Origin of the sequence: Aliiroseovarius zhejiangensis (assembly GCF_014656375.1) — a bacterium.
In the GTDB taxonomy this organism is placed as follows: domain Bacteria; phylum Pseudomonadota; class Alphaproteobacteria; order Rhodobacterales; family Rhodobacteraceae; genus Aliiroseovarius; species Aliiroseovarius zhejiangensis.
Genome location: NZ_BNCH01000001.1, coordinates 1 through 20,598 on the forward strand (window position 1 = coordinate 1; position 20,598 = coordinate 20,598).

Here is a 20,598-nt window from a genome sequence, read left to right on the forward strand (position 1 = left end):
CGTTGCGCTCAGAGTGACATTTCTGCTTTGCGAACCAGGTGACATTTCTACTTGGTTGCAACAAGGGCGCGCATTGCTGCGCACTGCCCTGACGTGAGATTATCACTGGATATCAGTGTGTTAACGGGTGATCCCTACGCCAACTGATATCGGTCTGCGCAATCCTTCGGTCGAATCAACTTGACCTGTCTTTTCCTTTGTAGATTTGCGACCGGTCGTTTTTTGTCGAACGGGTGATGATGCCTTGTTGAGCTTTGGTCTGACATTGATGCGATTTGTGAAAGCCGTGCTTCTGCGGGCAAGATCTTCACGGTGTTCTATATTCTGGTGGGTGTCGGAATTTTCGTGTCGCTGTTTACGTTTCTGGCTCGCGCGCTATTGCAAAGCCCTGATGTCGACACAGAAGGAAGCGCCCCGCATGGATCACCTGCGACCGGGAAGGACTAAGGGCGGGGTTTTCGCCCCTACCCGGTCGCCCCCTACCCCAGAGCGTAACCAGTCCCGCGCACGGTGCGTAGCGGATCGGCGCCGCCATCCCGGCACAAGGCCTTGCGCAGGCGACCGACATGCACATCAACCGTACGCGTATCGACATAGACATCGCGCCCCCAGACCCGGTCCAGCAGTTGTTCGCGGCTCCACACCCGACCGGGTTTTTCCATCAGGGTGGACAGCAGGCGAAACTCCGTCGGGCCGAGTTTTACCTCGCGATCCGCGCGCGTCACGCGGTGGCTTTCGCTGTCCAGCACGATGTCCTGATACTCCAGCCGTTGGCCGACGGCGGCAGGCCGGGTGCGGCGCAACTGGGTGCGGATGCGGGCCATCAACTCGCTGACCGAGAATGGCTTGACCACATAATCATCCGCGCCGGTTTCCAGCCCGCGCACGCGGTCGACCTCTTCCGAGCGGGCTGACAGCATGATCACCGGAATCATCCGGGTGTCCTTGCGGGTTTTCAGGCGGCGGCAAATCTCGATGCCCGACACGCCGGGCAGCATCCAGTCCAGCAAAACCAGATCGGGCGTGACCTCCTCGATCAGGATCAACGCATCATCTCCGTTTTCGGCAAGGGTGACATCATAGCCTTCGGCAGAAAGGTTGTAGCGCAGGATTTCCCGCTGGGCCGGTTCGTCTTCCACCAGCAGCACACAGGGCGTGTCGGCGCTCATGCCTTGGCTCCGCTGTCGGTGGTGGCCGGGATCTCGTAGTTGGGCGCGTTGCCTTTCGGGCGTGCCTCGTCCGGCATTTCGCCTTTCACCAGATAGATCACCTGATCCGCGATCGAGGTGACGTGATCCCCCATCCGTTCGATGTTCTTTGCGATGAAATGCAGGTGCATACAGGATGAAATATTGCGCGGATCCTCCATCATGAAGGTCAGAAACTCACGGAACAAAGCGTTGTACATCTGGTCGATTTCAAGGTCACGCTGGCGCACATCCTGCGCCAGATCGGCATCGCGGCGGATATAGGCGTCCAGCGCATCAGTCAGCATCTGCTGAGCCTCGCCCGCCATCCGTTTGATCGCGCCCGAGGCGCCGTCGATGGGCTGCATATGCACCAGAACCGTGGTGCGTTTGGCCATATTCTTGGCATAGTCGCCAATTCTTTCCAGGTTCGCGGCGACCTTCATCACCGTCAGAACCGTGCGCAGGTCCGAGGCAATCGGTTGACGCAGGGCCAGGACGCGGGCGCAATCCTCCTGAATCTGCAAATCCAGCGCGTCGATCTTCTTGTCGTTCTGGCGCACTTTGGCGGCCAGTTCTTCGTCCCGGTTTTTCAGTGATCTGGCGCCCTGGCGGATGGCGTCCTCGACCATGCCGCCCATTTTCATCAGATGGGCCTGAATGTCCTCAAGGTCGCGGTCGAAGGCGGATGCGATATGTTGGTCGGTCATGTTGGTCTCCTGCCCCGTGGTCAGCCGATCCGGCCGGTGATGTAGCTTTCGGTGCGCGGGTCGGTCGGGTTGGTGAATATCCGATCCGTCTCTCCGTATTCCACAAGGTTGCCCAGATGGAAGAACGCGGTTTTCTGGCTGACCCGTGCGGCTTGTTGCATGGAGTGGGTGACGATCACCACGGAAAAGTTCTGGCGCAGCTCGTCGATCAGTTCTTCGACCTGCGCGGTCGCAATCGGATCCAGTGCCGAGCAGGGTTCGTCCATCAACAGCACTTCAGGTTCGGTGGCAATCGCACGGGCGATGCACAGGCGTTGTTGCTGGCCGCCGGACAGTCCGGTGCCGGGCGCGTGCAGGCGGTCTTTCACCTCGTCCCAGATGGCGCCGCGACGCAGGGATTTCTCGACGATCTCGTCAAGGTCGGCCTTGTTGCGGGCCAGGCCGTGAATGCGCGGGCCATAGGCAATGTTGTCATAGATTGACTTGGGGAACGGGTTGGGTTTCTGGAACACCATGCCCACCTTGGCGCGCAACTGCACGGGATCGACGCGCTTGTCATAGATGTCTTCGCCATCCAGCCGAATATCGCCGTCGACCCGGCAGATGTCGATCGTATCGTTCATCCGGTTCAGGCAGCGCAGAAAGGTCGACTTGCCACAGCCTGACGGCCCGATGAAGGCGGTGACGGTGTTGTCCTGAATGTCGACCGACACATCCTTGATGGCGTGGGTGTCGCCATAGTGGACCTGCACGTTCTTTGCCGTGATCTTGATGTCCTGCATCGATGCAGTCCTTTCGATACTTTTCATGTCGTTCATGTGGTCGGTCTTTCATCTTTCGTTGCGGCGTGCGTCGTGCCGCTTACCAGCGGCGCTCGAACCGGCGTCGCAGGATGATTGCGATGATATTCATGCTCATCAGGAAGAGAAGCAGGATGATGATGCCGCCCCACGCCCGTTCATAATAAGCGGGATCGGCGCGTTTGGCCCATTCATAAATCTGTGCGGGCATCGCCGAGTTCGGGGCCATGAACCCTTCGATCAAGCCATCGGGATAGTTCGAGGCGATATAGCCCACCATCCCGATCAGCAGCAGGGGCGCGGTTTCGCCAAGCGCCTGTGCCAGACCGATGATGGTGCCGGTCAGGATGCCGGGCATGGCCAGCGGCAGGACATGGTGGAACACCATCTGCATATTCGAGGCCCCTATCCCAAGGGCGGCCTCGCGGATCGAGGGCGGCACCGATTTCAGCGAGGCACGTGTCGAAATGATGATCGTTGGCAAGGTCATCAGGGTCAGGACCAGCCCACCCACCAGCGGGGCGGATTGGGGCAGATGTGCGAACTGGATGAACACGGCAAGGCCAAGGATGCCGAACACGATGGACGGCACGGCGGCAAGGTTTGCGATATTGACCTCGATCAGGTCGGTGAACCTGTTCTGTGGCGCAAATTCTTCCAGATAGATCGAGGCAGCCACACCAATGGGCAGCGCACAGGCCAGCACCACCAGCATCATATAAAAACTGCCCAGCATCGACACGCCAATCCCAGCCTGTTCCGGGCGGCTTTCCGAGGCATCCGCCCCGGTGATGAAATCCAGATTGAAGGATTTTGTCACCAGCCCGGCCGTTTGCAGCGCGTCGACAAGATCAAGATGTGCGGGCGTCAGGTTCTTGTCCCGCGCAAGGCTGTCACGGGTCACGCGGCCTTTCAAATAGCCGTCAACACGCGACGAGGCGAGCAGCTTGAACGCCACCGTTTCCCCGATCTGCTCAGGGTGCGCAATGACGTGGTCACGAATGTCCGCCGCCGCGCCCGAACTGATCATCTTGCGCAGGTCTTTGCCCTTGGTGAACGGGTTTTCAGCACCAGCATCTGCGATGGCGCGGGCCAAGGCGTCATCAATCAGCGGGTTGTAACCGAAAGTCGTCACCTTCTTGATGGCCTCGATGTCACGGGTGCCGGACTTGTCCAGTTTTGCTTCCTGAAGGTCGACATTCAGGGTGATGAAGCTTTGCTGAAACGCGCCCGCGCCCTTGAAGAGGATCGAACTGACCAGCACCACAAGGAACACCAGACCCACCGCAATGGCGGCAATGCCATAGGCGCGGAACCGGGCCTCGGCGGCGTTGCGCTTTCGGGTGCGGTCATCGACCGTCAGGATCGAGGAGGTCGCACGGGGTTCAGGCGTCCCGGCAAGGCTTGCGTCGGTCATTCGTATTGCTCCCGGTATTTGCGCACGATGTAGAGCGCAAGGACATTCAGGCCGAGGGTCAGGATGAACAGTGTCATGCCAAGGGCGAAAGCCACCAGTGCCTCGGGGCTGGCGAAGTCGCTGTCGCCGGTCAATTGGCTGACGATCTTGGCGGTGACGGTGGTCATTGCCGCAAACGGATTCAGGTCCAGCCGGGCCGCAGCCCCTGCCCCCATCACCACGATCATCGTTTCACCGATCGCGCGGCTGGCGGCCAGAAGCACCGCGCCCACGATGCCCGGAAGGGCGGCGGGCAACACCACCTGCCGCACGGTTTCCGATTGCGTGGCCCCCAACCCGTAGGATCCATCGCGCATTGTCTGCGGCACCGCGTTGATGATGTCATCCGACAACGAGCTGACAAAGGGGATCAGCATGATGCCCATCACCAGCCCCGCCGTCATCACCGACCGTGCGCCCTGCATCCAGCCCAGCCCATCGGCACCAAAGACGCCCACCAGCATCGGCCCGACCACGGTCAGGGCGAACAGGCCATAGACGATGGTGGGAATGCCGGCCAGCACCTCCAGCAAGGGTTTGGCAACGGCGCGGGTGGTTTTGCCTGCGTATTCGGCCAAATAGATGGCCGCGAACAACCCGATCGGCACCGCGACCAGCAGTGCGACCAGCGATATGTAAAGTGTGCCCCACAAAAGCGGCAGGATGCCCAGATGCTCGGACCCGCCGCGCCCTTCCGGGCTCCAGACCGTGCCGAACAGGAAATCGGTCATCGGGAACATGCCGAAGAAGTTGATCGTGTTGAACACCAGCGACAGGACGATGCCGATCGTGGTCAGGATGGCCAGCGACGCCGCCCCGATCAGCAACAGCTTCACGCCGGACTCAACCCTGTTGCGGGCACGAAAATCGCCGGTGCTGCTGCGCAGCGCGAACAGAAAGCCGCCTGCCGCGATGATCAAGACAACCACGGTCAAGGCCAGGGTGCCTGTTTCGCTTCGCGCGCGCAAAGCCTGCGCGGCGCTCAGGATGGTGGGGCTGACCTCGCCCCCCAGCGCGACGCCGACCTGTGCCAATTGCGCGCGCAGATCGGTGCTGTCGGCATCAAGTGCGGCAATGCCTTCGCGGGTCATCACATTCTGGCGCACCATTTCGTCCAGGCCTTCGGCGACACGGGCCACATCGCTCATCACAAGGTTCAACTGGCCCGAGCTTTCATAGTGGGTTTCGGGGATCGCCCCGGCCACGCTGGCGTGGATCACGATGGGTTGCAGGATCACCCAAAGACACAGCACCAGAAGTGCCGGCACCAGCGCCAGCATCGCTACGTTGTATCCATAAAAGCTGGGCAGAGAATGCAGTTTGCGCCGATCCCCCCCCACCGACGCCAGGGCCCGGGCACGGCCCAGAACAAAGCCAAGCACCGCCAGCGCCAGAATGATCACGAGAAGCCAGAATGCGGACATGGGGAACTCTTCGCCATCTGTGCAGTTCCGTTGCTGGATCTGCGGGGTGAAGCGGTGCGGGACCCCTGCCCCGCACCGCTGTTTTTTAGTTGGTCAGCACGTCTTCGGCAGCCACGGCGGCCTGTGTCGCTGCCAATTCGGGATCGGCCACCAGACCGTATTCGGACAACGGACCATCCGGGCCGGCGATCTCGTCCGCGACGAAGAACTCGGCGAACTCTTTCAGGCCGGGGATCACGCCGATATGGGCTTTCTTGATGTAGAAATAGAGCGGACGCGACACCGGGTATGCACCGCTTGCGATGGTCTCGGTCGAAGGCAGAACCCCCGACATGGTGGCCACTTTCAGCGTGTCGGTGTTGTTTTCGTAAAACGCCAGACCAAAGATGCCGATGCCATCGGTATTGGACGAGATCGAGGCCAGCGTTTCGGTATAGTCTCCGTCGATATCGACCGATCTTCCGTCCGTCCGCACCGAGATGCAGGCCTTCTCGGCGGCTTTCTTCCTGGCTTTCTCGTCATCGCCTTCGGCGGCTTCGAGATAGAGGTCAAAGGCGCCTGCGGCCTCACATCCGGCCAAGAGCACCTTGTCTTCGAACACCTCGCGGGTGCCATGCTTGGTGCCGGGGATGAAGGCGGCGATGTCGGCGGCGGGCAGGGCTGCGTTGAACTCGGCCCACTGATTGTAAGGATTGTCGACCAGCGCACCGTCGACCACCACCTTGGCACCCAGCGCATTGAAGATGTCGATGGGTTCAAAGGCGCTGAAATCCGGGCCGTCGATCTGGCTGGCAAACACGATGCCGTCATAACCGATCCGCACCTCGACAATGTCGGTCACACCCGCGGCAGCGCAGGCGTCAACTTCGGACGATTTGATCTTGCGCGAGGCGTTCGCGATGTCGATGGTGTTTTCCCCCACCCCTTCGCAAAACCGCTTCAACCCGGCGGACGAGCCGCCCGATTCGACCACCGGTGTCGGGAAGTCGAAATTTTCCCCGAACGCTTCGGCCACGATCGACGCATAGGGCAGCACTGTCGACGACCCGGCCACCTGCACCTGATCGCGGGCAGAGGCTGCGGTTGCAGAGGCGGCGGCAATCGCCAGGGTGGAGGCGGTCAGTTTGGCAAAGGACATGATGAACTCCTGTCTGTCTGTGTCATCGCCCGCTCGGACGACATGCCCCTGTCCTATGGGTCCTGATCAAAACTTTTGTGTCGAATTTGTAAAAGTAATGTGACAAACCGCCGGGGTTTGCCGGATTTCATGCGGACCGAAAGCTCAACCCGCTGCGGCCGCAGGCAGAGTGACCGTGAACGTGCTGCCCTGCCCCATGGCGCTTTCGATCCTGAGCCGACCGCGATGGCGGTTCACGATATGCTTGACGATGGCAAGGCCCAGACCGGTGCCACCCATTTCGCGTGAGCGATGGGTGTCGACACGATAAAAGCGTTCGGTCAGCCGCCCAAGATGCTTGGGGTCGATTCCATCGCCATCATCTTCGACCGAAACCTCGACACCCGGTCCCTTGAAGGCGGGCACCTGTTCCAGCGCGCGGGTGGTGATCCGCACATTCCCGCCCTCGCGCCCGTATTTGATCGCGTTCTCGGTCAGGTTGGTCACGACCTGCGTCAGTTGATCGCGATCCCCTGTCACAAGGACGGGCTGCTCGTCGCACGGTTGGATCACCAGTTCGACCTGCCGGTCCGCGGCCGCCGGGCCAAGCGTCGTTGCGACCATCGCGATCACCTGATCCAGATCGACCAGATCAGTGGGGCGCATCCGGGCCATGTCCTCGACCCGGCTCAACGACAGAAGATCCGTGACCAACCGGTTCATGCGCCCTGCTTCTTCTGCCATGATGTTGAGAAACCGGGCACGCGCCGCGGCATCGTCACGGGCCGGGCCGCGCAGGGTTTCAATGAAGCCGGTCAGTGCGGTTAGCGGCGTGCGCAGCTCGTGGCTGACATTTGCCACGAAATCCGAGCGCATCTGCCCCGCCTCTTCCTGTGGCGCGGTGTCCACAAAGGCCATGAGAACGGAGTGATCGGACTCAAGCGCCGCTATATGGACATCAAAGATCTGTTCCTGACCATGCGTTGTCACAAGATAGCGGGCCGTGGTGGATGTGGTGCCTTCGATCACAGCCTCAACCGCGTCAAGCAAGGCAGGTTGGCGGATGGCCGTCGCCAGATGGCGCCCGGTCAGATCCCCCCGAAACAGGTCGCTCGCGGCCGCGTTCTGGTCCGCGATGCGCCGATCGCCCCCCACCACCAGCGCGGGCAAGGGTAAGGCATGCAGGACTTCGCTTGACGTAGGCACACAGATCCCTTTCCGACTTGTTGCGTCAGTCTTAGGGATGGCGGGATATCGGCAGCAGGTCAAACCCCAAAAAAATGCAGCGCCCATCGCAAAGCGGGAATTGCAAACCCCCGGATCGCCTTATATGTGTAAATCGAATTGGTGATGTGAAGGCCTGCGACAACCGCCCGCGGCGCCGGGAAATGGTGTTCAGAACTGTGAGAGATTTCAATCTGGTAACGTGTAATGACTGAACGACGCAGTGATAAACCAATGCTCCTGGCACTAGGCGACGATCCCGTCGCAGACGACCGACTGAATCAGGTCTGCCGCGTTACCCCTATGTCCTGCGAAGCGTTCTTTCGGATGTCGCGCGATGCGTTTGATCAGACCCGCGTCGACCTTGTGACGTCGTCCCTGTTCTGTGCGCAGACAGATTGCATCGAAATCGGGCAGCACCTGAACGCCATCGGGTTTCAGGGCGTATATCTGGTGCGCGCCGATACGCTGCCCAACCCTGCGGTGATCCGGCGTGAGCTGAAGCAACTCTATCCGAAACTTGATTGCCGGATTGTGACGCCGGAGGCGCTGATCAGTTTCATGAGCAGCGCACAACCGGTGTCGGGTCAATAAATCAGATCATGATCGTCGCCCGCCACCTGATCATAGTGGCGCGCAAGATAGCTGAGCGCGACGCGCAACAGGTATTTTCCTGACCGGGCCGGCATTGCCATATCAGCCTCGATCCGCTCCATCCCCCGTTCATGGCAACAGACCGCCATGGCAATCTGCCCAAGCTCCGGGCCAAGTGCGGTGATCGCGTCGCTGAACCGTCGCCGGGCATCAAGCTTGCGGTCCGAGGGGTGGCCCGCCCGCACCGCCAGCCCCTGCCCCTGCCCGGCAGCCTGCACCCGATCCCAACTGTTCAACCCCGAGACCGCGCATTGACCCAGCGCGAAGTCGCGGTGCAACCGTTCGGCGGCGCGCACCAGATCGGGCGACAGATAAGGCTTCTGCGCGCCTTTCGCGCGCCCCAGGACGCGCACCGGGCTGTCCGCCCCGATCGGACGCCGGGTCCGTTGCGTGCTCCGGGCGGCCTTGCCCCGCGTACCATCCCCCGCCAGACCCATGAAGGGGGTCTGAGCCTCGGCAAACCCGGTGGCGCGGCTTTCCGCCTGCGCCAGCATGCGGTTCAAGGCGACGCGACCTTCTGCGGTCATGTGATAGCGACAGATCCGCCCCTGCGTGTTGCCTTCGATCCAACCGCGCAGGGCCATGACCTCCACGACCTCGGTCGGTCCCTTGGCCAGAGTTACGGGATCGCCATCGTCGCGGGCGGCCAGCACAACGGCTGTGTCCACCCCCTGGCTGACCACCATCACCGCCCGATCCTTCATCATCGCCCTGAGCAGACGCATCATATGCGGCGATACCGGGTCTTCCATCGTGTCATCCTGCCGGTGATCGGCAGGGTCCAGATCGGCCTGACCATCCCGCACCCCTGCCCCAAGACGGGTCAGAAGCGCATCGACAAGGGGATCATCGCGGCGCGCTTCGGTCTTGCGCACCTGGCGCATCACCGTCGACGCATGAACCCCCATATCCCGCGCGAGAGAGCGAATTGACGTGCCCTTTTCCGTGTGTTTCAGATACAGGTGAACCTCGTCCGGCAGCCAGCGCAGTACAGAGTTGTGTTCGATCCCAGATGGCGTCGCGTTTTGCATTCAAGCCCCTTCCAATTGGCGTTCCGTGCGCTTCGCGATCATTCACCGCGCAACCGCAGGTTGAATTTTAGCCGGTTAGACCTATCATTCGATTGGTTAGCGTTTCGTTAACCTAATCGGCCTGCGATAAGGATTGTTGCCGAAGCGGTAAGAATTGTTAAAGGCCGCGCACGGTCGGCGGTGGCTTGGCGCAACACCCGTTTAGGTTGTGCAACGATCAGGGGGAATCATTGAAAGGATACCCCCATGACCGACCCCTTCACCTGCATCAAAGCCCTTCGTCGTCCGCGTTTGCTTGTGCGCGCCGCGCGGTTCGGTTTGGTAGATTACAACCGGGACAGAGATTTGAAAAAGCTCATGAAAACAGCCGCGACCCCCAGCCCTGCGACCGCAATTGACGAGCTGTTGCAGGAAGAAGCTCGGTTGGAAGACACCCGCAAATCGGGGGATGCATCCTATTCCATCGCCCATCATGTCGAGGTGCTGATTGCCCTGATGTCTGAACTGCGCTTGCTGCCTCAGGGGCCGCGAGAGGTTCGATAAGGATCACCTTGGATCACGATTAGTTAAGGGGGCCGTTAAGCCCCCTTAGCAGGTCGTTAACCGACAAGAACGGATCGCGAACGATTCCAGTTTAGCCGAAGGCATCCGGCATCGAGGCTTTCTTGGCCTCGACATAATCGCGCAGACCTTCGGCAATGCCCGGATCCATTCCGGGTTGCTGATAGTCGGTCAGCAATTTCTCGACCCGCGCCGCGGCCAGGGATTCGGTGTCGCGCGCGCCCTCCTCTTCCCAGGTCTCGAACGGTTTGTAGTCCAGAAGCTCGGACCGCCAGAACGCGGTTTTGAAGTTCGCCTGTGTGTGCGCGCAACCCAGATAATGCCCGCCCGGCCCAACCTCGCGGATGGCGTCCATTGCTTGCGCGTTCTCGTCCACGGCGATGCCTTTGGCCAGATGATGCAGCGTTCCCAACTGATCGGCGTCCATCACGAACTTCTCGAAGCTTGCAACCAGCCCGCCTTCCAGCCAGCCTGCGGCGTGCAACATGAAGTTCACACCCGACAACAGACCCATGTTCAGGCTGTTTGCTGTCTCATAAGCGGCTTGTGCATCCGGCAGTTTCGATCCGTTGAACGATCCCGCCGAGCGGTAGGGCAGCCCCAGGCGGCGGAACAACTGCCCCGCGCCATAGGTGATATGCGCCGCTTCTGGGGTGCCGAAGGTCGGCGCGCCCGAGTTCATGTCGATCGAGGACACGAATGTACCCGCCACCACCGGCGCGCCCTTGCGCACCAGCTGGCTATAGGCGACACCTGCCAGCACCTCGGCCAGCACCTGCGTCAGCGTGCCGGCCACCGATACCGGTGCCATCGCGCCGCCCACGATGAAGGGCGAAATGATCGAGGCCTGATTGTTGGCCGCGAACACCTCCATCGCGCCCATCATCACGTCGTCATACTGCATGGGCGAGTTGATGTTGATCAGCGAGGTCATCACGGTGTTTTGCTGCACGAAGTCCTTTCCGAACAGGATCTCGGACATCTCGATGCTGTCCTGCGCACGTTCGGGTGCCGTGACGGACCCCATGTAAGGCTTGTCCGACAGGGTCATGTGGGCCAACAGCATGTCCAGGTGACGCTTGTTCACCGGCACATCGGTCGGTTCGCAGACCGTACCGCCGGAATGGTGCAGCCATTTCGACATATAGGCCAGTTTCACGAACTTGCGGAAATCCTCCATCGTGGCATAGCGCCGCCCACCGGCCATATCGCGCACGAACGGGGGGCCATAGACCGGGGCCAGCACCAGGTTGTTGCCACCGATCTCGACATTGCGTTCGGGGTTGCGGGCGTGCTGTGTAAAGCTGCTGGGCGCGGTCTTGCACAGTTCACGCGCCAATCCACGCGGGATACGGACCCGTTCACCGCTGACATCGGCCCCGGCGTCTTTCCAACGCTCAAGGGCTGCCGGGTTCTCGACGAAGTTGACGCCAACTTCCTCCAGCACCGTTTCGGCATTGTGTTCAATGATCTCCAACGCCTCGTCATTGAGGATTTCGAGGTTCGGGATGTTGCGCGCAATCGTCTTGGCGCATTCGATGCGTACGGCGGTGCGTTCCGCGCGACGGGCTGCGCCGCCGCCTCCGCGACCACGACGGCGGGTGGGTGCCTCGGTCATGGATGTCCTCCAATCTGTCCTGTTGATCTGTGAATATCCTGCGGGTCCGGTCAAATCCGCTCGCAAGCGTCCTTCGCGGGGCAAAAGCGACATCCGGCGGGAAAAGGTCGAAAAAATGTCCGTCGAGCCGCCTGCCTGGGCACGGCGGGACTTGCGCCCGCCCCGCCCCTGCCCTAATCGGTTTGCATGACAGATCAGAGCCACGACCGCCTTCTTATCATCGACTTCGGCAGCCAGGTGACGCAGCTTATCGCGCGTCGTTTGCGCGAATTGAACGTCTATTGCGAAATTCACCCCTTTCAGAACGTCACGATGGACTTCGTGCGCGAGATGGCCCCGAAAGCTATCATCCTGTCCGGTGGCCCTGACAGTGTGACCCGCGAGGGCAGCCCCCGCGCCCCGCAAGAGATCTTCGATTTCGGCGTGCCGATTCTGGGCATCTGCTATGGGCAGCAGACGATGATGACGCAACTGGGCGGCAAGGTGGTCAGCGGTCATGGCACCGCCGAGTTTGGCCGCGCCTATGTCACCCCGGAAGCCAAGCTGGATCTGCTGGACGGCTGGTTTGAACACGGGGTCGAACAGGTCTGGATGAGCCACGGCGACCATGTTGCTGAAATTGCACCGGGGTTTCAGGTTTACGGCACATCGCCCGGCGCCCCGTTCGCGATCACCGCTGATCTGTCGCGACACTTCTATGCGGTGCAGTTTCACCCAGAGGTCCACCACACCCCCAAAGGCGCGAAGCTGTATGAAAATTTTGTGCGTCTGGCCGGGTTCAAGGGCGACTGGACCATGGACGCCTATCGCGAGGAGGCGATCCGCCAGATCCGCGAACAGGTGGGCGACAAGAAGGTCATCTGCGGTCTGTCCGGCGGTGTCGACAGTTCGGTTGCCGCGGTGCTGATCCACGAAGCCATCGGCGATCAGCTGACCTGTGTGTTCGTGGACCACGGCCTGCTGCGCAAGGGTGAGGCCGAAGAAGTCGTCACCATGTTCCGCGACCACTACAACATGCAACTGATCCACGCGGACGAGCAGGAACTGTTCCTGGGCGAGCTTGACGGGCAGTCCGATCCGGAAACCAAGCGCAAGATCATCGGGCGTCTGTTCATCGACGTGTTCCAGAAACACGCGGACAAGATCGAAGGGGCCGAGTTTCTGGCGCAGGGCACCCTTTATCCGGACGTGATTGAAAGCGTAAGTTTCTCGGGCGGACCTTCGGTTACCATCAAATCGCATCATAATGTGGGCGGTCTGCCGGAAAAGATGGGCCTGAAACTGGTCGAGCCACTGCGTGAGTTGTTCAAGGACGAGGTGCGCGAGTTGGGCCGCGAACTGGGTCTGCCTGCCCATTTCATCGGTCGCCACCCCTTCCCCGGCCCCGGCCTGGCCATCCGCTGCCCCGGAGAGATCACCCGCGAAAAACTGGACATTCTGCGCGAAGCCGATGCGGTCTATATCGACCAGATCCGCAAACATGGCCTGTATGACGAAATCTGGCAGGCCTTCGTGGCGATCCTGCCCGTCCGCACCGTGGGCGTGATGGGCGATGGGCGCACCTATGACTACGCCTGCGCGCTGCGCGCCGTGACGTCCGTGGATGGGATGACGGCGGATTATTATCCGTTCAGCCACGAGTTTCTGGGCGAAACCGCCACGCGCATCATCAACGAGGTCAAAGGCATCAACCGTGTGACCTATGACGTGACCTCGAAACCCCCCGGCACGATCGAGTGGGAGTAAGCCTTTCGGGTGTTGCAGAGTTTCTGCACCGCCTGATCCACCCTCACCTTTGAGTTGTATATTACATTGCGCAATGCAGCTTTGACGGAATATGATCCGCTCAGGTTCAATCAGTATGAAAGCGCAAGACATGAAGGCAATCCTCGTGCGGATGATCACGGGCCTTACGGCACATATGCGAGTCCGGCCGGTGCTGGCCCTGCTGCGCAGATTTCATCATCGCCCGGCTGTCCAGCGCATGTCGCGCTTTTTCGATCCGAATTACATCAGGAAAATCAGACCCTTCCGATGCCGACTTAAGTTAATGACCGTAGCTTGGAACGGCACTCGACTGCTGGTTGATGTGAACGATCACATCGGGTTTCAGACCTATATTCGCAACGAACCGTTTGAGATGACCGTCCACGCCGTGGCGCGGCAGCTTGGTCTGGCCCGTGGCGATGTGATCCTGGACATCGGCGCCAATATCGGGACGGCCAGCATACCGATCTGTCGCGAGCTTGGCTGCGAACTTGCGGCGGTCGAGGCGTCGAAAGACAACGCGGCCCTGCTTCTCAGGAACATCTCCCTGAATGATGTGAAAGCCCGCGTGGATGTGGTCGCACTTTGCGCGGATACGGGGGCGGACGGGTTTGTGAAGCTGCATCTGCGGGACGGGAACCGGGGTGCGAACTCCTTGCATGCGGAGTGGGCGGCCACCGCGGGCGACACGGCGTTTGAATGGGTGCCGGCCCTGACGCTGGACGACTATGTCAACCGGTCACGAATTGCGGACCGGATCAGGCTGATCAAGATTGACGTGGAGGGGGCAGAGCTGGATGTCCTGCGCGGCGGGCAAGGTTTCCTGAAAACAAACACCGCGCCGATCCTGATGGAATACAGGATTGACGCGGGCGATTCGACACGCGACCTGCTGTTTCAGGTGCTTGACGGGCTTTGCGTCGATTATGAGGTGCATGCGCTGGATGACCGAGGCAACAGGCAGCCTTTCGACCGCAACACCCCCTATGCCAATGTGATCTTCGAGCGGCGCAGGCTGGCGGCAGCGGCCTGACCCTTTCCGCTTTCAAAACCGTGATCGTTTGATACCTTGCCCCCATGCCCAGGATCAGCCTGACAGGATATATGGATGTTCCCGCCGCCCGACTGCCTGCGGTCCGGGCCGCGCTTGCCGACCATATCGCTCTGACGCGGGCTGAACCTGGGTGCCTGCGCTTTGACGTCACCGAAGACCTGACACATCCGGGTCGCTTTCAGGTGTCGGAGCTTTTCGCGTCGCGCGCCGCTTTCGACGCGCATCAGGTCCGCAGCGCGGCAAGCCCGTGGGCTGACGTCACGGTGGGCCTTCCGCGCCGCTACGAGATCAACGAGGTCACTGCATGACGCCGACCCTGCGTGCCGCGCTGTGGATGACAGGGGCAATCGCCTCTTTCACCGCGATGGCCATTGCCGGGCGCGCGGTCAGTCATCAGTTGGATACGTTCGAACTGATGCTCTATCGCTCCTGCGTTGGGTTTGTCATTATCCTGACCATCCTGACCGTCAGCGGGCGATGGGCCGAGGTCTCTGCCCGCAACACGCCGCTGCATCTGGTGCGCAACCTCGCCCATTTTGCAGGGCAGAACCTGTGGTTTTTCGCATTGACCGCCATTCCCCTGGCACAGGTCTTTGCGCTGGAGTTCACCTCGCCGCTCTGGGTGGCGGCGCTGTCTCCGCTGGTGCTGGGTGAACGGCTGACGCGGTCCCGCGCATTCAGCGCAGCGGTGGGCTTTGTCGGGATCCTGATCATCGCGCAACCCGGGTCGGGTGGTGGATTGTCGGTGGGGCTTGGAGCGGCGGCGCTGTCGGCTGTCTGTTTCGCCTTTACCGCGATGTTCACCCGTCGCCTGACCCGGTCCGAGACCACGCTGGGCATCCTGTTCTGGCTGACTGCGACCCAGCTTGTGTTCGGGCTGGTGACGGCGGGCCATGATATGGACATCTCCCTGCCCGACCAAAGCACCGCACCCTGGCTGGTGCTGATCGGCTGCGCGGGGCTGTTGGCCCATGCCTGTCTGACCACGGCGCTGTCCCTGGCGCCCGCGTCAGTGGTGATCCCGATCGACTTTACCCGCCTGCCGCTGATCGCCCTGATCGGTGCGGTGTTTTACGACGAACCATTGGGTTGGGCGCTGATCGCAGGCGGCGGGCTGATTGTCCTGGCCAACCTGGTCAACCTACGGGCCGAAGCATCGCCCGTGCGGCGCAAAACCAATCTGCACAACCTGTGATCGCACCCTGCCGACCGTGCCGGGGCGAAAAACCGTGTCCTTTCCACATCTTTTTACGGCTTATAAACCCCGTCGAACGATCTTACCCAAGGTAACGATTGACCAAGATCAACTGCGACAAATAGCCTTGGATTATGTAACCCACTTATCGGACAGTTTGTGGTTCACGGGAGGAATGATGAACAAACTAACACTCACAACCGCTGCGCTTTTCACCGCGGCAGCGACCACCGCACAGGCGGGGATTGATCGGTCTGACCAGGACATTTCGATCCTGTTTGAGGAAGGCAACTACCTGTCCTTCTCATATGTCAATGTCAGCCCGACCATCGAAGGCACCGCCGCCGGTGTCTTTCCGATCAGCCAGTCGGCCGTCGATTTCTCGATGTTCTCATTGGGATACAAGACCCAGTTGAGCGACAACCTGAGCCTTGCACTGATCTGGGACCAGCCCTATGGCGCCAGCATCTCCTATATCGACCCCCCTCTGGCCCCGGGAATGGCCGAGGTCAAAAGCTCGGCTCTGACCGGTATTTTGCGCTATGAAATGGGCAATGGGTTCTCGGTCCACGGCGGTGTGCGCGCCCAGAAAGTCTCGGGTGAGATCATTTCGAGCCTTGGGGCATTGAGCGCGGAAAGCGGCACCGAATGGGGTGGTCTTGTCGGCGTGGCCTATGAAAAACCCGAGATCGCGTTGCGTGTTGCCCTGACCTATTTCACCGCGGTCGATCATGCGCTGACTGGCGTACGCGCCACGCCGTTCGGAGTGGATGCTGTGACCGGTTCCGTTGAGATGCCGGAAGCCATCAATCTGGATTTCCAGACCGGTATTGCTGAAAACACATTGCTGTTCGGTTCGATCCGTCACGCAAAATGGGATGGTATCTCGCTGGATACGACCGGCCCGGCTTTCGGGGACGCCAACTGGGTGAACTTTGTCGAGGACATTACATCTTATGAGCTCGGCATCGGGCGCCGTCTGAACGACAATTGGTCGGTGTCGCTGTCGCTGGGGTATGAAGGCGGGTCGGACACCGGCACCACTTTCCTGGCACCGGCAGGCGCATCACGCTCGATCGCACTGGGTGCCAAATACACCCAGGGCAATTACGACATTTCGGCGGGTGTACAATACACCAAGTTCGACACCAAAACGGTGACATCGGGTGGCCTGCCCGTGGTCTATGACGGTGGCAGCGCCGTGGCTGTCGGCGTAAAAATGGGCCTGCGTTTCTGAGCTACACCCAGCAGACCTTTGTAAACGCCCCGTGCCTGATGCGCGGGGCGTTTTTCGTTTCACGCCGAGTTTTCTTTTCCCCTGCCTTCGCAGGATGATGCGAACCATTTGACCCGCCCGTCCTGGCCCCTTACCAAGGACCAAAATAACCGGGTGAACGATGCTGTATCAAAACGCGCAGGACTGGCTGGATGCTCCGCATAAGCGGGTGTTGTTTTTTGGCATGTCCGGCTTGGGCAAGACCTTTCTGTCGACAATGCTGCGCAAACAGGGCGATTGGTTCCACTACTCGATCGACTACCGGATCGGCACCCGGTACATGGACGAATACATCACCGACAACCTGAAAACCCAGGCGATGCAGGTGCCCTTTCTGCGCGACCTGCTTTTGTCGGATTCGATCCGCATCGCGCCCAAGATCCGGTTCGACCACCTGACCCCGATGGCCACCTATCTGGGCAAACCCGGAGCCCCCGACAAGGGCGGGCTGCCGATCGAGGAATATCGCCGCCGCCAGTCACAATTTCGCACAGCCGAAACCGCCGCCTTGATGGACACCGGCCATTTCATCGAACGGGCCGAAAAGATCTATGGCTATCCGCATTTCATCTGCGACACCGGCGGGTCGATCTGCGAATGGATCGATCCGGCCCTGTGCGAAAACGACCCCCTGATCGCTGAGCTAAGCCAGCATTGCCTTCTGGTCTGGCTCAGGGGGGACGAGGCCCATACCCAACATCTGATCGACCGCTTCGACCGCGACCCCAAACCGATGGCCTATCAACCCGAGTTCCTGGCCCGGGTGTGGGAGGATTATCTGTTGAAAAACAGTCTGAAAGCCGACGAAGTTGAACCCGATTCCTTCATTCGCTGGACCTATGCGCAGGCGCTCGCCCATCGTCAGCCGCTATATGAACACATGGCGCGCTATGGCGTGTCGCTCTGCGCTCACGAGGTGTCCGCGATCCAGACGCCGCAGGATTTCACGGCGATGATCGCCACGGCGATTGACGCCGCCTGATCCACACCTATCTTAAACCTTCTGTTGTTGACCAAGGACATCTGACATGCCGATCAAGATACCCTCATCCCTGCCCGCAGCAAATGTGCTGAAGGACGAGGGCGTGATGGTCATGTCCGAAGATCAGGCCGACAAACAGGACATTCGCCCGATGCGGATTGCGCTGTTGAACCTGATGCCCAAGAAGATCGAGACCGAGACCCAGTTTTCTCGGCTGATCGGTGCACATCCGTTGCAGATTGAACTGACCCTTTTGCGCCCGTCCGAGCATACGTCGAAAACCACCAGTCAGGCGCATATCGGTGCGTTCTATCAGCCGTGGGAGGACGTGCGCGATCAGAAGTTCGACGGGTTGATCATCACCGGCGCGCCGATCGAGCATCTGCCCTTCGAAGACGTCACCTATTGGGATGAAATCAGCCAGATCTTCGATTGGACGCAGACGAACGTGCACTCCACCTTCGGCGTTTGCTGGGGGGGGATGGCGATGATCTATCACTTCCACAAGGTCAAGAAACATATACTGGAGGCCAAGGCCTTCGGATGCTTTCCGCAAAAGAACCTTGATCCCGCTTCGCCTTATCTGCGCGGGTTTTCAGACACTTGCGTGGTGCCCGTCAGCCGCTGGACCGAGATGCGGCAGGCCGAAATTGATGCCGCTGACGGGCTGAGAACCTTGTTGGGATCGGACGAGGTCGGGCCGTGTCTGGTCGAAGATACGGCGCATCGCGCGCTCTATATCTTCAATCATTTCGAATATGATACGGGCACGCTGAAGGGTGAATATGACCGTGACATCGCCAAGGGCGCACCGATCAACGTGCCGATCAATTACTATCCCGGCAACGATCCGACGAAACAGCCCGAGAACCGGTGGCGCAGCCATGCGCATCTGCTTTACGCCAACTGGATCAGCGAGATGTATCTGACCACGCCGTTCGACATCGACCAGATCGGGGAAACCAGACAAGACCGCCGCAACTGACCCGGCCGGGGTCGTCTGGCGATTGCCAACCCGCGGCCTTCGCCCCATAATGGCGTGAAATCAGGAGTTTGCGTATGTCTTTGCCGTTCGATGGTGCCATCTCGAAATTTTTTCATGAGACTGCACCGGATGCGGTCAGACAGGCGATTGCAGAGGGTCACAAGAAAGACATCCTGTCGGACACCTATCCCTATGACGACCGGATGGACAAGAATATCTATCAGGCCGAGATCGAGGCGCTTCAGCTTGAACTGGTCAAACTGCAGGCCGATGTGAAAGCCACGGGCAAGCGCGTCGTGGTGATCTTCGAAGGGCGCGATGCGGCAGGCAAAGGCGGCACGATCAAGCGATTTCGTGAAAACCTGAACCCGCGTGTGGCGCGGGTCGTGGCCTTGTCCAAACCGTCCGACCGCGAAGCGGGAGAGTGGTATTTCCAACGTTATGTCAAACACTTGCCGACCGAAGGTGAAATCACTTTGTTCGACCGATCCTGGTACAACCGCGCGGTGGTTGAGAAGGTGTTCGACTTTTGCACCGAGGCCGAGCGCGAAGCCTTCTTTCGCCAGCTTCCCGATTTCGAGGACATGCTGGTCGATGAAGGCATCCATTTCGTCAAATTGTGGCTGAATGTCGGACGCGCCGAGCAATTGCGGCGCTTCCTTGCGCGCGAGAAGAACCCGCTGAAACAGTGGAAACTCAGCTGGATTGATGTCGAAGGTCTGAACCGGTGGGACGCCTATACCGACGCAATCAAGGAAACCTTTGATCGCAGCCATCGCCCACGCACGCCCTGGACCATTGTGCGGTCAGACGACAAGAAACGTGCGCGTCTTGCCGCCATTCGTTCCGTTCTGCAAGGCATTGAATACGCGGGTAAAGACAAGAACGTCGCGCATGCGCCAGACAGCAGGATCAGCGGTGGGCCAGAGGTTTGGGATGGCTAAACGCGGTTATCACCACGGAAATCTCAGGCAGGCGCTGGTCGATGCAGCCCTTGAACTGATCGAGGCGAAAGGCCCGACCGGCTTCACCCTGTCCGAAGCAGCCAAACAGGCTGGCGTGACCCCTGCCGCCGTCTATCGCCACTTTGCCGGGCGCGACGACCTGATCGCCGAGGCTGCACGTCAGGGATACGAGATTTTTGCCGATCTGATGGTCTATGCCTATGACAAGAGCCAGCCATCCGCCCTGGCCAGTTTCGAGGCTACGGGCCGGGCCTATCTGGCCTTCGCGCGCAAATATCCCGGCCATTACATCTCGATGTTTGAAAGCGGGATCTCCACCAACCATTCCGCCGAACTGGCCCGCGTGGCCGGGCGTGCAATGGGGGTTCTGGAAAAGGCCGCCGAGCGTCTGGCCGAAAACATTCCGGAAAACAAGCGCCCCCCCGCACGGATGGTCAGCGCCCATATCTGGGCGATGAGCCACGGCGTGGTCGAGCTGTTCGGGCGTGGCAGTCCAGGGCAGAAAAGCCCCTTCCCGCCCGAAGAGCTTCTGGAAAGCGGGATCGGGATCTATCTGCGTGGTTTGGGTCTGATTCGGCCGGACGATTGATGC

The 20,598-nt window shown here is 60.2% G+C and carries 21 protein-coding genes; 12 read left to right on the top strand and 9 right to left on the bottom strand.

Translation table 11 applies throughout. The features are described from left to right. The first annotated feature begins 303 nt into the window (after window positions 1-303). Window positions 304-447 (top strand): hypothetical protein, encoded by a 144-nt coding sequence (locus IE188_RS16865; RefSeq protein ID WP_407648167.1) that lies wholly within the window; start codon window positions 304-306, stop codon window positions 445-447. A 32-nt stretch (window positions 448-479) separates the two neighbouring features. Here IE188_RS16865 and phoB read toward each other — a convergent pair whose 3' ends face one another. The 7 genes from phoB to IE188_RS00035 all read right to left on the bottom strand — a co-directional run bounded on the left by phoB (window position 480) and on the right by IE188_RS00035 (window position 7,900). After that, window positions 480-1,169 carry a phosphate regulon transcriptional regulator PhoB gene (gene phoB, locus IE188_RS00005; RefSeq protein ID WP_191284427.1) on the bottom strand — a complete coding sequence of 230 codons (690 nt, stop codon included), beginning with the start codon at window positions 1,167-1,169 and terminating at the stop codon, window positions 480-482. Further along, the gene (gene phoU, locus IE188_RS00010; RefSeq protein WP_191284428.1) at window positions 1,166-1,897 is read right to left on the bottom strand and encodes a phosphate signaling complex protein PhoU; all 732 of its coding nucleotides are present in this window, start codon (window positions 1,895-1,897) and stop codon (window positions 1,166-1,168) included. The genes phoB and phoU overlap by 4 nt, the downstream gene beginning before the upstream one ends. A 20-nt stretch (window positions 1,898-1,917) precedes the next feature. After that, window positions 1,918-2,715, bottom strand: a complete 798-nt coding sequence (gene pstB, locus IE188_RS00015) for a phosphate ABC transporter ATP-binding protein PstB (protein ID WP_191284429.1) — start codon at window positions 2,713-2,715, stop codon at window positions 1,918-1,920. A gap of 43 nt (window positions 2,716-2,758) precedes the next feature. Then, the gene (gene pstA, locus IE188_RS00020) at window positions 2,759-4,114 is read right to left on the bottom strand and encodes a phosphate ABC transporter permease PstA (protein ID WP_191284430.1); all 1,356 of its coding nucleotides are present in this window, start codon (window positions 4,112-4,114) and stop codon (window positions 2,759-2,761) included. Continuing rightward, complete coding sequence (pstC, locus tag IE188_RS00025; protein ID WP_191284431.1) at window positions 4,111-5,577, bottom strand: phosphate ABC transporter permease subunit PstC; 1,467 nt, start codon at window positions 5,575-5,577, stop codon at window positions 4,111-4,113. Before pstC ends, pstA begins: the two co-directional genes overlap by 4 nt. Before the next feature lie 85 nt (window positions 5,578-5,662). Next, complete coding sequence (locus IE188_RS00030; protein ID WP_191284432.1) at window positions 5,663-6,715, bottom strand: substrate-binding domain-containing protein; 1,053 nt, start codon at window positions 6,713-6,715, stop codon at window positions 5,663-5,665. Window positions 6,716-6,859: 144 nt separating this feature from the next. Next, entirely contained in the window at window positions 6,860-7,900 is a 1,041-nt protein-coding gene (locus tag IE188_RS00035; protein ID WP_308442424.1) for an ATP-binding protein, read from the bottom strand. A gap of 252 nt (window positions 7,901-8,152) precedes the next feature. Here IE188_RS00035 and IE188_RS00040 point away from each other — a divergent pair, with 252 nt between their 5' ends. Further along, window positions 8,153-8,512 carry a hypothetical protein gene (locus tag IE188_RS00040; protein ID WP_191284434.1) on the top strand — a complete coding sequence of 120 codons (360 nt, stop codon included), beginning with the start codon at window positions 8,153-8,155 and terminating at the stop codon, window positions 8,510-8,512. Here IE188_RS00040 and IE188_RS00045 read toward each other — a convergent pair. Beyond that, window positions 8,506-9,603, bottom strand: coding sequence for a DUF6456 domain-containing protein (locus IE188_RS00045; RefSeq protein ID WP_191284435.1), 1,098 nt, complete (start codon window positions 9,601-9,603; stop codon window positions 8,506-8,508). The two genes, IE188_RS00040 and IE188_RS00045, sit on opposite strands and share 7 nt — an antisense overlap. A gap of 246 nt (window positions 9,604-9,849) precedes the next feature. On the opposite strand from IE188_RS00045, the gene IE188_RS00050 reads away from it, so the two are divergent. Next, window positions 9,850-10,146: a DUF6477 family protein gene (locus tag IE188_RS00050; RefSeq protein ID WP_191284436.1), complete on the top strand. Its 297-nt coding sequence runs from the start codon at window positions 9,850-9,852 to the stop codon at window positions 10,144-10,146. A gap of 91 nt (window positions 10,147-10,237) precedes the next feature. Here the strand turns inward: IE188_RS00050 and IE188_RS00055 are convergent, their stop codons facing one another. Continuing rightward, window positions 10,238-11,782: a trimethylamine methyltransferase family protein gene (locus tag IE188_RS00055; protein ID WP_191284437.1), complete on the bottom strand. Its 1,545-nt coding sequence runs from the start codon at window positions 11,780-11,782 to the stop codon at window positions 10,238-10,240. 186 nt (window positions 11,783-11,968) lie between these two features. Here IE188_RS00055 and guaA point away from each other — a divergent pair, with 186 nt between their 5' ends. From guaA to IE188_RS00100, 9 genes are all read left to right on the top strand, one after another. After that, window positions 11,969-13,528 (top strand): glutamine-hydrolyzing GMP synthase, encoded by a 1,560-nt coding sequence (gene guaA, locus IE188_RS00060; RefSeq protein ID WP_191284438.1) that lies wholly within the window; start codon window positions 11,969-11,971, stop codon window positions 13,526-13,528. Between the two features lie 304 nt (window positions 13,529-13,832). Next, on the top strand, window positions 13,833-14,582 hold the full coding sequence (locus IE188_RS00065; protein ID WP_191284439.1) for an FkbM family methyltransferase: 750 nt from the start codon (window positions 13,833-13,835) through the stop codon (window positions 14,580-14,582). A 71-nt stretch (window positions 14,583-14,653) separates the two neighbouring features. Continuing rightward, on the top strand, window positions 14,654-14,911 hold the full coding sequence (locus IE188_RS00070; protein ID WP_229836347.1) for a putative quinol monooxygenase: 258 nt from the start codon (window positions 14,654-14,656) through the stop codon (window positions 14,909-14,911). Beyond that, window positions 14,908-15,798, top strand: a complete 891-nt coding sequence (locus IE188_RS00075) for a DMT family transporter (RefSeq protein ID WP_191284441.1) — start codon at window positions 14,908-14,910, stop codon at window positions 15,796-15,798. Before IE188_RS00070 ends, IE188_RS00075 begins: the two co-directional genes overlap by 4 nt. A gap of 178 nt (window positions 15,799-15,976) precedes the next feature. Further along, entirely contained in the window at window positions 15,977-17,035 is a 1,059-nt protein-coding gene (locus IE188_RS00080) for an OmpP1/FadL family transporter (protein WP_191284442.1), read from the top strand. 160 nt (window positions 17,036-17,195) lie between these two features. Next, window positions 17,196-18,056: an ATPase gene (locus IE188_RS00085; RefSeq protein ID WP_191284443.1), complete on the top strand. Its 861-nt coding sequence runs from the start codon at window positions 17,196-17,198 to the stop codon at window positions 18,054-18,056. Between the two features lie 46 nt (window positions 18,057-18,102). Beyond that, window positions 18,103-19,041: a homoserine O-succinyltransferase gene (locus tag IE188_RS00090; protein WP_191284444.1), complete on the top strand. Its 939-nt coding sequence runs from the start codon at window positions 18,103-18,105 to the stop codon at window positions 19,039-19,041. A 74-nt stretch (window positions 19,042-19,115) separates the two neighbouring features. Further along, on the top strand, window positions 19,116-19,985 hold the full coding sequence (gene ppk2, locus IE188_RS00095; RefSeq protein ID WP_191284445.1) for a polyphosphate kinase 2: 870 nt from the start codon (window positions 19,116-19,118) through the stop codon (window positions 19,983-19,985). Beyond that, window positions 19,978-20,595 (top strand): TetR/AcrR family transcriptional regulator, encoded by a 618-nt coding sequence (locus IE188_RS00100; protein ID WP_191284446.1) that lies wholly within the window; start codon window positions 19,978-19,980, stop codon window positions 20,593-20,595. The genes ppk2 and IE188_RS00100 overlap by 8 nt, the downstream gene beginning before the upstream one ends. Window positions 20,596-20,598: the final 3 nt, after the last annotated feature.